Origin of the sequence: Leptotrichia sp. oral taxon 879 str. F0557 (assembly GCF_000469385.1) — a bacterium.
In the GTDB taxonomy this organism is placed as follows: domain Bacteria; phylum Fusobacteriota; class Fusobacteriia; order Fusobacteriales; family Leptotrichiaceae; genus Leptotrichia; species Leptotrichia mesophila.
The window spans coordinates 139,476-152,798 of record NZ_KI271291.1; the positions used below are offsets into that span (position 1 = coordinate 139,476).

Below are 13,323 nucleotides of genomic sequence, written 5' to 3' on the forward strand. Positions count from 1 at the left end.
CAAAAGAATAATTTTAAATTTATAATTTTATAGGTGTTGCATAAACTTAATAAGGAAACCAGTTAGAATCTGGTACAGCCACCTCTACTGTGATACTGACGAAAGTATTGAAAAACCACTGAAATATTATTATATTTTGGGAAGGGTACGAGTAGGACGAAGTTAGTCAGGAGACTTGCCTATATTAAAAAATTATATTTTTCGGGAAGGGAAAAATTTAATATATAAAAACTGCTGTAAATCTGCATAAATACTATTCATCTGTTTTAATATATAAATTTTAGTTCAACTTTCTGAGTTGGATTTTTTTGTTTATGTAAAATTTTAAAAATATAAAAAAATCTCTTTTAGTATAGGAATAATAAAATATAACTAATACTATGAGATAAATAAAATAGTCATATTTTTTGAAGGAGGAAGTGATAAGTATCACGAGTTTAGACCAATGACGAAGAATAAAAAAATAGCAAAATATGCTACACAAATATTAATTGTACTTTTTGGAATAAGTTTTTTTACTTTCTGTCTTATGTATATTTCACCGGGAGACCCTGCAAAAGTAATGCTAACAGAATGCGGACATATTCCGACGCCTGAACTTTTGGCTCAAACAAGGGCGGAACTTGGGCTTAATCAGCCTTTTTATATTCAATACTGGAAATGGCTGTTTGGAGTACTGCAAGGAAACTTTGGAAAGTCATATTCATTAAGAATACCTGTAATTCAGAAAATTGCTCAGGCATTCATACCTACATTGTCATTATCTTTTCTGTCTCTTTTTATGATGTGTGCAATGTCGATACCGCTTGGAATACTTGCGGCAGTAAAAGAAAATAAATGGCAAGATTATTTGATAAGAATGATAACATTTATGGGAATGTCTGTACCTAGTTTCTGGCTAGGGCTAGTATTTTTGAGTATTTTTGGAGTGCAACTAGGATTGGTATCAGTTTCAGGCGGAAATGCTGATTTTGGTTCAATGATTTTACCTGCATTTACAATAGCGATAGCAATGTCAGCTAAGTATATACGTCAAATAAGACATATATTCCTTGAAGAACTTGGAAAAAGTTATGTGACAGGGGCTAGAATGAGAGGAATAAAAGAAAGAGATATTTTATGGAAACATGTACTTCCTAATGCAATGCTTCCAATAATAACATTGCTTGGACTTTCATTAGGAAGCCTTCTGGGAGGAACTGCAGTTGTAGAGATAGTTTATAACTGGCCAGGAATGGGAAGAATGGCAGTAGCTGCTATAAAATCACAGGATTATCCATTAGTTCAATCTTATGTTCTTATAATTGCATTTTTATATTTACTAGTAAATATTACAGTTGATATTTCATACAAATATTTGGATGCGAGAGTTGAGGAGGTAATTTAGATTTGAATAAATTGAAAAAATTAAAATTTATAGGAAAAGATACTCAGTTGAAAATATTTTTGGTATTGGCTATTATTGTGGTATTAATGGCAATTTTTGCACCAGTTATAGTTCCAAAGGATCCTTTTAAACAATTAGGACCAAGTTTACAGAGGCCATCAAATCGGTTTATTTTTGGAACCGATCATCTTGGAAGAGATTTATTTTCAAGAATTATATATGGCTCAAGATATTCTATATTTATGACTTTAACGTTAATGTTTGTAATATTTGCAGTAGGAACGATACTAGGAGTAATCGCAGGATATTTTGGTGGAGTTGTGGATACAGTCATAATGAGAATTGGAGATATGATGATTGCGTTTCCTGGACTTATTCTTGCTATAGCAATAGCAGGACTTTTGAATCCAAGTGTTAAAAATTCGATTATTGCAATAGCTGCAGTTACTTGGACAAAATATGCAAGGCTTGCAAGAAGTATGGTACTGAAAATAAAGCAGGAACTTTATGTAGAAGCTGCAAAAATAACAGGAAGTAAGGATTATTCAATAATATTTAAATACATAATTCCAAATATTATTACAACAATGATAGTAACAGCAGTTTCGGATATGGGAACACTAATGCTGGAAATAGCTGCACTTTCATTTTTAGGATTTGGGGCACAGCCACCAACTCCAGAATGGGGAGCAATGTTAAATGAAGGAAGATCAGCACTTAGTAGAGCACCGTGGGTAATGCTGTATCCGGGATTAGCAATAGTAGTAGTTGTAGTTATATTCAATATGCTGGGAGATTCAGTAAGAGATGTAGTTGATATAAAAAATGAGTAATTTATAAAAAATATGGTAATAAAAAATAAAATATATAGGGAGAAAAAAATGTTAAAAAATCGTAAAAGTAAATTTTTAATTTTAATTTTAGCAGTATTGATGCTGCTTGTGGCATGTGGGGGAAAAGGTAGTTCTACAAAAAGTAAAACTAATCCAGATGAACTTGTAGTTGGAGTAACTTCGTTTGCAGATACGCTTGAGCCTACAGATCAGTATTTTAGCTGGGTTGTAACTCGTTATGGTGTTGGAGAGAACTTGACAATTTTTGATGAAAAAGGTAACTTGCAGCCATTGCTTGCTGAAAGCTGGAAATTAAGTAATGATAAATTAGAGTGGACTTTTAAAATAAGAGATGGAGTAACTTTCTCAAATGGACATCCATTGACAGCAGAGGCAGTAAAAAAATCAATAGAAAGAGTATTTGCTAAAAATAAAAGAGCAGAATCATTCTTTAAATATGCTTCAATAGAAGCCAATGGACAAGAATTGAAAATAAAAACAAAAGAGCCTGTAGCGATATTGCCTGAATCATTGGCAGATCCGTTGTTCTTAATAGTTGATACATCAGTTAATACAGATGAGTTTGCTCAAAAAGGACCAATATCAACAGGACCGTTTATTGTTCAAGAATTTAAGCCTGGTGAACAGACAGTTGTTGTAAGGAATGAAAAGTATTGGAATGGAAAAGCAAAATTGGCAAAAGTAACATTTAAAGATATAAATGATCAAAATACAAGAGCATTATCGTTAAAATCAGGAGAAATTGATGTAGCGTACAACTTGAAAGTTACTAATAAGGCTGATTTTGAAGGGGATAAAAATATTGTAATAAATGAATTGAAATCACTTAGATCAACTTATGCCTTTATGAATCAAACTAAAGGACTTAAAGACAAAGTGTTAAGAGAAGCAATAATAAGAGGTGCAAATAGAGAAAACTATACACAAAACTTATTACAAGGTGGAGCAACTCCAGGAAAAGCACCAGTACCTCCGACATTGGACTTCGGATTTAATGAATTAAAGGATGAAAATGCTTATAATCGTGAAAGTGCTAAAAAATTGTTAGCAGATGCAGGTTATAAAGATGTGGATGGAGATGGATTTGTAGAACGTCCTGATGGATCAAAAATTGACTTGAACTTTGTAATTTATACAAGTAGAGAAGAATTAGGAATTTATGCTCAGGCATTTCAGACAGATATGAAGGAAATTGGAATCAAAGTAACATTAAAGCCTGTGAGTTATGAAACAGTTTTGAGTATGAGAGACGATTCAAACTTTGATATGTTAATTTGGAACGTACTTGCTGCAAATACTGGAGATCCTGAAAAATACTTGCATGAAAACTGGTACAGCAAAGCAGAAACAAACAAAACAGGTTATTCAAACCCTGAAGTTGATAAAATGCTTGATGAATTATCAAAAGAATTTGACAAAGCTAAGAGAAAAGATCTTGTTGTAAAAATACAGCAGTTAATAATGAACGATGCGGCGACATTATTCTTTGGATATGAAACTACATTCCTTTACAGCAACAAAGTGGTAACAGGGCTTAAAATGTATCCAATGGATTACTACTGGATAACAAAAGATGTAGCAAAAGCTAATTAAGGAGAATTTATGTTGGAGATAAAAGATTTGACAATTCAGTATGGGGATAAACCTCCAGTAGTTGAAAATTTTTCTCTTTCATTGAAAAAAGGTGAAATAATAACAATAGTTGGAGAAAGCGGTAGTGGAAAATCTACCGTTCTTTCTTCTATTTTGGGACTATTGCCAAATGGAGGAAAAATAATTTCAGGCGATATAATTTATAATGGAGAGTCAATGCTAAATAAAAGCCTTAATCAATGGAGGGAACTGCGAGGGACTGAAATAACAATGATTTCACAGGATTCAGGAGGAACTCTTAATCCAATAAGAAAAATAGGAAAACAGTTTGTCGAATACATTCAGACACATTCCAAAATGTCAGCAAAAGAAGCTGAACAAAAAGCAGAAGATATGTTTTCCAAAGTAAACTTGCCAGATCCTGAAATCATTATGAAAAGCTACCCACACCAATTGTCAGGTGGAATGAAACAGCGTGTAGGAATAGCAATGGCACTAACTTTCCATCCAAAAATTATTTTGGGAGATGAGCCTACAAGTGCGCTAGATGTAATAACGCAGGCTCAAATAGTGAAGGAAATAATGGATTTGAGAAAAAAATTTGACACTTCTATCATAATGGTAACTCATAATCTGGGAGTCGCTGCATATATTTCGGATAAAATAATTGTTATGCAGAATGGAAAAATAGTTGATGCAGGTAATAAAAATGAAGTTATAGAAAATCCAAAAAGTGAATATACTAAAAAATTGCTAGAAGCTGTGCCTGAAATTGGAGGTGAAAGGCTTGTCTAATATTAATGATGTAATTCTTGAAACAAAAAACCTTACAAAAATTTATGAAAAATCAAATGATAAAAAAGTGGTGGCTTGTAACAACGTAAATTTAAAAATTCATAAAGGAAAAACTTTGGGAATTGTTGGAGAATCAGGATCAGGAAAAACAACACTTGTAAATATGCTTATGGACTTGGAAAAGCCGACTTCTGGAGAGGTTTTGTATCACGGAAGGGATATAAGCAAGTTTACAAAACAGGAAGTGTGGGAAAATAGACAAAATATTCAGATAGTCTTTCAAGATCCATGGTCAGCTTTTAATCCAAAAATGAACGTTATGCAAATCCTCACAGAACCATTAATGAACTACGGAAGACTAAAAAGATCGGAAAGAAAGCAAAAAGCTATAGAACTTCTTAAAATGGTTGACTTGCCTGAAGAATTTGTAACAAAGTATCCACAAAATATGAGTGGTGGGCAAAGACAAAGGCTTGGAATCGCAAGAGCAATTTCGCTTGAGCCTGAGATACTTATATGTGACGAGGCAACTTCCGCACTTGATGTTTCCATTCAAAAAAACATAGTGGAACTTCTTGTAAAATTACAAAAAGAAAAAAACATAACAATGATTTTTATATGCCATGACATTGCACTAATAGAGTCTTTTGCACACGAAATCGTAGTAATGTACCACGGAGATGTGGTGGAAGTAATAGAAGGTGGACAAATTTCTGAAAAAGCAAAACATCCATACACAAAGTCGCTATTGAATGCAATTTTTCCTGTGCGTGGAGAAATGGTGGAAGTTAAGTAGGTTTCTGTTATTTATATAACAAAAGTTTTATTTCTTATAATTTTTATGCTATAATTGTTATATATATTTATGTATAGGGGTGATAAAAATGAGTAAAACAACTTATGCATTTAAATTAGACGATGATTTAAAATTTGATTTGGAAAATGTATGCGAAGAATTGGGAATAACACTACCTGTTTTTTTTACAATGGCAGCCAAAAAATTGGTTAGAGAGAGAAAACTGGAAATTGACTTGTCAGAAAAAGATGATTATTTCTACAGTGAAGAAAATATTACAAGACTTCTAAAAGCAAAGGAACAAATTGAAAAAACTGGTGGAACAGTTCACGAGGTGCTGTAATGGTAAAAAGATGGTCTGATGAAGCATGGGAAGATTTTCTTTTTTGGCAGAAGAATGATAAGAAAGTTTTTAAAAAAATATTAGAACTTATAAAAGACATTGATAGAAATGGATATGCTGGTATCGGAAAACCTGAAGGCTTGAAGCATGAACTGTCTGGCTACTGGAGCAGGAGAATTAATGAAGGAAATAGAATTGTTTATAAAATAGAAAATGGTGAAATCTGGTTTTTGCAATGCGGTTCTCATTATAAGAAAAAATAAAAAGGGTGGAAAAATTTTCTACCTTTTTTTGAGTTTGGTTTAAATAAGTTTCATTAAATTATTAAATATTTTTGACAAGTATTTTTTGATTGAGTGTGTCACAGTAACACGACGAAATTTAAAAATATATGAGGAATTTTTTAAGAAGAAATTGGATTTTGAGCAACTTGGATTTATAAAAAAAATATTAAAATATTAGGAGATAGTCAAAATGAAAATAAAATTACGATTACAATCAGAAGACCCTGATGAGTTTGAATTAGATTTAATGGAATGTTTTAGTAGTGTTCCAGTTATTATAGGTGATAAAATGTTTTTAAGAACTTATACTACGGTTTTAGATACATTGGATAGCACATACAATCAATTACCTGAAACTTTAAAAAAAATGTTAGATCAGCATCAAACTAGAAGTTTTTATTTAAAGTCTTCTTTATTAACAATAACAGGATTAACAGCATACAGTATAGATATAGGATTTAATAAATCAAAAGATGCATTTCGTGCAGCGAAAATTTTTGATGCCTTTAATAAAGAAAGAGGTTACACTATGATACTGTGTAATTGCTTTTTTCCATCAGGAAGTATGGTGATATATTTTCAAGCTTTAGGAGATATTTTTTTAGAATTTGACTTAGAGGATGTTTTTTTTCTAAAAGATTCTAAAGATTTTTATAAAATTTCAGATTTAGAATATAAAGAAAGAGACAAGATAAATAATCAAGATTATAATGAAATTACAGCAATTATACGTGGTAAAAAGTAATAAAAAATCTTAAAAAATTAAAAATTATCTTTATTGAAATTTTTTAACTTAATAAATTTGAATAATATAGTAAAACTGCTTTAAAACTAAACTCAAAAGTTATGACTATTTTACTCAAACCCTAAATTTTATATAATTTTTAGTAGTTTAATTTTAAGTAGGTTTGAGTATAGTTGTAAAAGACGGTGATTATTTTATATATTGGCAAAATAAAACATTGGAAAGTTTTAATAAACTTGAAAATCAACACGTTTCTTTTTTATCTTATGTATTAAAACCAAGTTATTTTGGTTTTGAATATATTGATAAATTATAAAAAAAAGGACTATAAGATTTTGGTGCAAATAGTCCTATTGAAATAAATTATTGTTTTATTTTTTGAATTTTAAATATAATAATAAAAATGGTAATTTTGACATATTTATTAATTATAATATTTCTTATTCTTCATTTAATCTAGCAAGAAAATGTTTAAATTGTTCTTCATCGGTGTCTAACTTTTTGAAAAAAATTTCATCAATTTGTTCAATTAATGGAACGGCTTTTTGTAATATTTCTTCTCCTTTTTTGTTTAAAATAACAGCTTTTGCCCTTGTGTCCTTTGAATGTTCTTTTCTTTTTACAAAATCATTTTTTTCTAATAAATTTAATATTTGAGATACTGTCATAACATCTATTCCTGAGAGTTTTGAAATCATAACTTGCGTAATTTCTTCGTTGCTGCCTTGTGATAAATAAGCAAGGGAAGCTAAAACAACAAATTGAGGGTGTGTTAAGTTCATTTTCTTTAGCTCTTTTTTTATCATAGAATGCCATTTATTGTATACCCTCATAAATAACAATCCTGTTGATTTTTCTGAATTATCTTTATATTTTGATGTAAACAAGTATCAATCACCTTATCTTTCCAAGTAATTTTTTAGAATAAATATAGATTGAGGGACATCTGAAAAAACTTGGCTTAAAAATTCTAAATGCTGTTCATCTTCACTGTCCAAAATTACAGTATGTTTTATATTTATGCTTCCATCGTTGTTATCAATTATTTGATGACCAAAAAGAATATCTCCAAATGGAGTTTCTGTTTTATCCCAAAATTCTTCAAAAGGTTTTACAAGAGTAAGTTTATACTCCATAGGGGGCATTCCTTCAAGTTCCATAGTTCCACATGAACCAGTCTTAAATTCACCTTTCAATGTGATATTTTTTAAGTCTTTTTCCCAATCATACCATTTTTCAATATTTGCATAGTATTCCCACGCATCTTCTTTTTTTGCTTTGATTTTTAAAGTAAAACTAAATTCCATTATATTTCCTCCTTATATTATATGTGTACTTATTATAAATTATTTTATAATATTTGTCAACAATATTTTGTATACTCCAATATCATATTAATAAATTATTTAAATTTGAAAAAAATATGCTTTTTTAGGGTTGACAAATATAAGAAAGAGAGTATAATATAGTAAAGAATTATAGGTGTTTTACAAACTTAATAAGGAAATCGGTTAGAATCCGATACAGCCCCCACTACTGTGAAACTGACGAAAGTACACAAAACCACTGAAATATTTTGGATATTTTGGGAAGGGTATGAGTAGGATGAAGTTAGTCAGGAGACTTGCCTAATAATTTTTTATATAAAATTTTCTGGGAAGGGAAGATTTAATATACATCAATGTAAAAATAAATCAACGGTGATTTGTTCCATAAGCGTACTATACGATGATGATATAGTTATTGTTGTGGAAGTTTTGACGTGTATTGGCTTCAGCTTTGGCTGATTTTTTTTTGGAACTTGCCGAAGGATAAATTAAATTTGGAGAAGGAGAGAAAATGAAAAAGAGAACATTATTGTTTTTAGTTTTAACCAGTATGCTGTTAATAGGTGTAAATGGTTATTCAATGCACATTATGGAAGGTTTTTTACCTTTAAATTGGGTTATGGTATGGTTTGCAGTGTGTATTCCGTTTTGGATAATAGGAATAAAGAAGCTTCAATCTGTTTCTAAAGGGAGCGTGCGGGAAAAAATGACGCTTGCATTAGCGGGTGCATTTATATTTGTATTGTCTGCACTAAAAATTCCGTCAGTTACAGGAAGTTCATCACATCCTACAGGAGTAGGACTATCTGCTATATTATACGGACCTTTTGTAACTTCCATTCTTGGAACAATCGTATTAATATTTCAAGCAGGATTGCTTGCACACGGAGGATTTACAACTTTGGGAGCAAACGCTGTTTCAATGGCAATTGCAGGACCAATTGTATCATATTTAGTGTATAAAGGATTTGAGAAAAAGAATAAGGCGTTAGCGGTATTTTTGGCAGCAGCGTTAGGAGATCTTGCGACTTATGTGGTAACATCAATTCAGCTTGCACTTGCATATCCATCTCCACAAGGTGGAGTAGTTGCTTCATTTATCAAATTTGGAGCGGTATTTGCAGTAACTCAGGTTCCTCTTGCAGTTATCGAAGGGCTACTTACAAACGTGGTGATGAATATACTTGAAAAATATAGCGTAAAAGAGGTGGAAGCTTAATGTCGGAAAATAAAAACAAAAGTGTGTTTAAAAAGAATATTATTTTAATAATTGCAATAATTTTAATAGGTGTTATTCCTTTGCTTCTCGTAAAATCTGAATTTGGAGGATCTGATGACAAGGGAGAAGAAGTAATAAAAACTATAAAACCTGATTATGAGCCATGGGCTAAAAATTTAATAGAATTACCAGGAGATGAAACTGAAAGTCTGCTGTTTGCATTACAGGCGGCATTAGGTGCAGGAATTGTAGGGTATGTGTTAGGCTATTTCAAAGGTGAAAGAAAAAATGCTAATAGATAAGGTATCTTACACAAATCCCATAAAAAATATAAATCCCGGAGTAAAGTTTATATTGTCAATGACGACATTAGTATTTTTACTTTATACTGGAAGTAAAATAGTATTTGTTTTTAATTTTATACTGTTTAATTTACTTCTTTTGTTTGTCGTAAAAGTGAAAATAGGTGACTTGTTAAAGCTGAACTTTATTCCGGCTTTATTTATTTTAACAACTGTAATTTCCTTGCTGTTTATAAAAGCGGATATATGGACATTTTTGCTACGTTCATTTTCCTCGATAGCTGTAGTTTATTTCCTTATTTGTTCTACTCCAATTATAGATTTGGACTATATATTTGCAAAGCTGAAATTTCCTAAAATATTTAGGGAAATGTTTTTACTAATTTACAGATATATATTTTTATTATTTGAAAATAAGGAAAAATTACATAATGCACAGGAAGTAAGACTAGGATACAGCAGTTTTAAAAATGGGATGAAATCATTTCCGATGCTAGTAGTTGCTATACTAAAAAAAACATACTACTATAATCTGAATTCTATAAAGGCTGTGGAATCAAGAATGGGAAAGGAGTTTATTTTTTCTCATAGAAAATATAAAAAAATCGGGTTTGAAATAATATTCGTAATAATAATAGTTATAATAAATTTATATTTGGTGGTAAAATACAATGCTTAGACTTGAAAATATAACTTTTTCATATGATGAAGAAACAGAGGCTCTAAAAGATGTAACTTTAAATATTGAAAAAGGGAAAAAAACATTATTTCTTGGGGAAAATGGCTCAGGAAAATCAACATTATTTTTAATAATGAATGGACTTTTGAAAGCACAAAAGGGAAATATTTATTTTGAAGAGAAAAAAATAGAGCATAAAAAGAAAAATCTCGAAGAATTGAGAAAAAAAGTCGGGATAATTTTTCAGGATCCTGAAATACAGATTTTTGCACCTTTAGTATTTCAGGAAGTAGCTTACGGACCTGAAAATCTTGGATATTCTAAAGAGGAAGTAGAAAAAAATGTAAACAGGGCAATGAAAGAAATCAATATAACAGATTTAAAAGATAGACCTTGTCATCATCTGAGCTATGGACAGAAAAAAAGAGTCTCAATAGCTGCAATTACGGCAATGGAGCCAGAACTTCTTATTCTAGATGAGCCAACTGCATGGCTTGATTCTAAAAATACAAAAAGAGTATCAGAAATTCTAGATAATTTTTCCAAAGCAGGAAAAACAATGGTGGTATCAACTCACGATACAGATTTTGCCTATGAATTTGCTGACTATATCTATGTCCTTGAAAAAGGGAGAATTGTACGGCAAGGGAGCAGGGACGAGGTTTTTGAGGATTTTGAATTTTTGAAGAAATTAAATTTGAATATTCCAAATGTACTGAAAATAAAAAGTTATCTCAAGTATAAAAATCTTGATGAAAATGATTATTATAAATTTTTGGAGGAAAAAAACTTGCTATGAAAAAAATACTTATATCGGGAGCAATGAGTGGTGGTGGAAAGACTACAGTAAGCAGCATATTGATGTCAGCTTTTGAAAATGTGGCACCTTTTAAAGTTGGTCCAGACTATATCGACCCTGGCTATCATGAGTTGTTCACGGGAAATAAATCTCGTAATTTAGATGCTTTTATGTTTGATGAAAGTACGTTAAGGCATATATTTGAAACAGGAGCGAAAGGAAGCAATATCGCTATAGTTGAGGGAGTTATGGGACTTTATGATGGAATTGGGCATGAAAAGGATAATTTTAGTACAGCTCATGTATCAAGAATACTTGATATACCAGTAATTCTTGTAGTTAACGCAAAAGGAATCTCCACAAGCATAGCTGCCGAAGTTTTGGGTTTCAAGCTGTTTGATAAAAATGTTAAAATAAAGGGCATTATTTTAAATAATGTTTCTTCTGAAAAACTATACTTGAACTTGAAGGAAGCGGTAGAAAGATTTACGGGGATAGAATGCGTAGGATATTTGCCGAAAAATGAGAAATTATCGGTGGAAAGCAGACATCTGGGATTAAAACAGGCTTTTGAATTGAAAGGTTCAAAAGAGCTTGAGGAAAAGAAACAGCTGTTTAAGGAAATTGCACAAAATTGCTTAGATTTAGAAAAAATTTACGAAATAGCAGAAGAATTTGAAACAAAAAGCAGTATGGACAGTTTTGAGCCAATAAAGGACTTAAAGAATAAATATAAAGGAAAACGTGTTGGAGTTGCTAAAGATGGTGCATTTTCATTTTACTATGAGTCAAATCTGGAACTGATGAGATTTTCAGGATTAGAAATAGTAGAATTTAGCCCTGTAAAAGACGAAAAAATACCAGAAAATCTTGATATGATTTATCTTGGCGGAGGTTATCCTGAACTTTACTGGAAAGAATTGTCTGAAAATGTATCTATGAAGGAAAGTATAAAGCAGGCTTATGAAAATGGAGTAAAAATCTACGGAGAATGTGGCGGATTTATCTACTTAACAAATAAACTGAATTTGCTAGATGGAAATAGTGGAAATTTCTGTGGACTGATAGATGTGGAAATTTCTATGAAAAATAGGCTGAATATCGGAAGATTTGGATATATAAATATAAAAGCCGAAAATGGAATTTGTACAAAAGGACACGAATTTCATTATTCAGAAATTTCTGTAGATAACGAAAAAGAAAAATTTTATAAAATAGAAAAAAATGATGGAAGAAATTGGGTTTGCGGATATAGAAAAAATAGTCTTCTAGCAGGATACCCGCATATTTCGTTTTATTCAAATATAGAGTTTTTTAAATACTTGATAGAAAAGCTGTAACTTTTTCAAGTAAGAGTACGTTGTTCATTGCTTTTGCGTGAAAACAAATTAGAAATATAGATGAAAAAATATTATTAAATAAACAAAAGTAAAAAATAAAGTTATTAACATATTCAAATAAATAAAAATAAAGAAAAGGAGAATAAATTATGTCGTATATTAAAGATCCAAAATCGATTGAGGTAAAGAGTTTTGAGATGATTACAGAAGGGCTGGCTGGGAAAGCAGACCATTTTAGTGAAGAAGAGCAATTAATCGTAAAAAGATTGATTCATACAACTGGAGATTTTGATTATGTGAACATTGTTGAATTTCATAATAATCCAATTGAATCAGCAAAAGAAGCATTAGAAGCTGGAAATTGCAAAATTTATTGTGATACAAACATGATTGTTAATGGATTGAACAAAAATGGTCTGAAAAAATTTGGAGCAGAGGCGTATTGTCTAGTGGCAGATCCGGATGTAGCTAGAGAAGCGAAGGAAAGAGGAATTACACGTTCGATGGTTGGATTGGAAAGAGCATTAAAAGATCCGCAAACAAAAATTTTTGTAATCGGAAATGCTCCAACAGCATTGTTTACATTACTTGAAAAAATGGAAAAAGAAGGGGAAAATGTACCGAAATTGATAGTTGGAGTTCCAGTTGGATTTGTGGGATGTCCTGAATCTAAAGCAGAACTTTCAAAATACAATGTTCCGTTTATACGAACAAATGGAACAAAAGGTGGAAGTACAGTTGCAGTTGGTGTAATGCACGGAATCCTTTATCAAATGTATGAAAGAGATAAATATTTTAATAATTAATAAATGAATTTGTAAATATCTGAAAATCCAAAATTTATTTTATTTTTAGTATT

16 protein-coding genes and 2 riboswitches are annotated in these 13,323 nt (G+C 30.8%); of the genes, 14 read left to right on the forward strand and 2 right to left on the reverse strand.

Annotated features, from left to right (window positions below; all coding sequences use genetic code 11):
* Nucleotides 1-14: 14 nt before the first annotated feature.
* Nucleotides 15-198: riboswitch (cobalamin riboswitch) on the forward strand.
* Nucleotides 199-445: 247 nt separating this feature from the next.
* The 8 genes from nikB (at nt 446) to HMPREF1552_RS02495 (ending at nt 6,797) form a co-directional block, all read left to right on the forward strand.
* Nucleotides 446-1,387 carry a nickel ABC transporter permease gene (gene nikB / locus HMPREF1552_RS02460; RefSeq protein WP_021743462.1) on the forward strand — a complete coding sequence of 314 codons (942 nt, stop codon included), beginning with the start codon at nt 446-448 and terminating at the stop codon, nt 1,385-1,387.
* An 11-nt stretch (nt 1,388-1,398) separates the two neighbouring features.
* Complete coding sequence (nikC, locus tag HMPREF1552_RS02465; protein WP_039901019.1) at nt 1,399-2,220, forward strand: nickel transporter permease; 822 nt, start codon at nt 1,399-1,401, stop codon at nt 2,218-2,220.
* Between the two features lie 48 nt (nt 2,221-2,268).
* Complete coding sequence (locus HMPREF1552_RS02470; protein WP_039900991.1) at nt 2,269-3,834, forward strand: ABC transporter substrate-binding protein; 1,566 nt, start codon at nt 2,269-2,271, stop codon at nt 3,832-3,834.
* A gap of 9 nt (nt 3,835-3,843) precedes the next feature.
* Complete coding sequence (locus HMPREF1552_RS02475; protein WP_021743465.1) at nt 3,844-4,629, forward strand: ABC transporter ATP-binding protein; 786 nt, start codon at nt 3,844-3,846, stop codon at nt 4,627-4,629.
* Nucleotides 4,622-5,425, forward strand: coding sequence for an ABC transporter ATP-binding protein (locus HMPREF1552_RS02480; protein WP_051311976.1), 804 nt, complete (start codon nt 4,622-4,624; stop codon nt 5,423-5,425). Before HMPREF1552_RS02475 ends, HMPREF1552_RS02480 begins: the two co-directional genes overlap by 8 nt.
* 88 nt (nt 5,426-5,513) lie before the next feature.
* Nucleotides 5,514-5,768 (forward strand): type II toxin-antitoxin system RelB/DinJ family antitoxin, encoded by a 255-nt coding sequence (locus tag HMPREF1552_RS02485; RefSeq protein WP_021743467.1) that lies wholly within the window; start codon nt 5,514-5,516, stop codon nt 5,766-5,768.
* Entirely contained in the window at nt 5,768-6,031 is a 264-nt protein-coding gene (locus HMPREF1552_RS02490; protein WP_021743468.1) for a Txe/YoeB family addiction module toxin, read from the forward strand. The genes HMPREF1552_RS02485 and HMPREF1552_RS02490 overlap by 1 nt, the downstream gene beginning before the upstream one ends.
* Nucleotides 6,032-6,242: 211 nt before the next feature.
* Nucleotides 6,243-6,797: a hypothetical protein gene (locus HMPREF1552_RS02495; protein WP_021743469.1), complete on the forward strand. Its 555-nt coding sequence runs from the start codon at nt 6,243-6,245 to the stop codon at nt 6,795-6,797.
* Nucleotides 6,798-7,237: 440 nt separating this feature from the next.
* On the opposite strand, the gene HMPREF1552_RS02500 is transcribed toward HMPREF1552_RS02495, so the two are convergent.
* Nucleotides 7,238-7,684 carry a MarR family winged helix-turn-helix transcriptional regulator gene (locus HMPREF1552_RS02500; protein WP_039900994.1) on the reverse strand — a complete coding sequence of 149 codons (447 nt, stop codon included), beginning with the start codon at nt 7,682-7,684 and terminating at the stop codon, nt 7,238-7,240.
* A 12-nt stretch (nt 7,685-7,696) separates the two neighbouring features.
* The gene (locus HMPREF1552_RS02505; protein ID WP_021743472.1) at nt 7,697-8,104 is read right to left on the reverse strand and encodes a hypothetical protein; all 408 of its coding nucleotides are present in this window, start codon (nt 8,102-8,104) and stop codon (nt 7,697-7,699) included.
* Nucleotides 8,105-8,260: 156 nt separating this feature from the next.
* A riboswitch (cobalamin riboswitch) is annotated at nt 8,261-8,444 on the forward strand.
* Nucleotides 8,445-8,636: 192 nt separating this feature from the next.
* On the opposite strand from HMPREF1552_RS02505, the gene HMPREF1552_RS02510 reads away from it, so the two are divergent.
* The 6 genes from HMPREF1552_RS02510 to HMPREF1552_RS02535 all read left to right on the forward strand — a co-directional run bounded on the left by HMPREF1552_RS02510 (nt 8,637) and on the right by HMPREF1552_RS02535 (nt 13,270).
* The gene (locus tag HMPREF1552_RS02510) at nt 8,637-9,344 is read left to right on the forward strand and encodes an energy-coupling factor ABC transporter permease (protein WP_021743473.1); all 708 of its coding nucleotides are present in this window, start codon (nt 8,637-8,639) and stop codon (nt 9,342-9,344) included.
* On the forward strand, nt 9,344-9,646 hold the full coding sequence (locus HMPREF1552_RS02515) for an energy-coupling factor ABC transporter substrate-binding protein (protein WP_006805277.1): 303 nt from the start codon (nt 9,344-9,346) through the stop codon (nt 9,644-9,646). Before HMPREF1552_RS02510 ends, HMPREF1552_RS02515 begins: the two co-directional genes overlap by 1 nt.
* On the forward strand, nt 9,633-10,325 hold the full coding sequence (locus HMPREF1552_RS02520; protein ID WP_012806218.1) for a CbiQ family ECF transporter T component: 693 nt from the start codon (nt 9,633-9,635) through the stop codon (nt 10,323-10,325). The genes HMPREF1552_RS02515 and HMPREF1552_RS02520 overlap by 14 nt, the downstream gene beginning before the upstream one ends.
* Nucleotides 10,318-11,124, forward strand: coding sequence for an energy-coupling factor ABC transporter ATP-binding protein (locus HMPREF1552_RS02525; RefSeq protein ID WP_012806219.1), 807 nt, complete (start codon nt 10,318-10,320; stop codon nt 11,122-11,124). The genes HMPREF1552_RS02520 and HMPREF1552_RS02525 overlap by 8 nt, the downstream gene beginning before the upstream one ends.
* Nucleotides 11,121-12,464, forward strand: a complete 1,344-nt coding sequence (locus tag HMPREF1552_RS02530) for a cobyrinate a,c-diamide synthase (protein WP_021743474.1) — start codon at nt 11,121-11,123, stop codon at nt 12,462-12,464. Before HMPREF1552_RS02525 ends, HMPREF1552_RS02530 begins: the two co-directional genes overlap by 4 nt.
* A 149-nt stretch (nt 12,465-12,613) precedes the next feature.
* A complete protein-coding gene (locus tag HMPREF1552_RS02535) occupies nt 12,614-13,270 on the forward strand; it encodes a precorrin-8X methylmutase (protein WP_021743475.1) in 657 nt (218 codons plus the stop codon).
* The last annotated feature ends 53 nt before the right edge of the window (nt 13,271-13,323 follow it).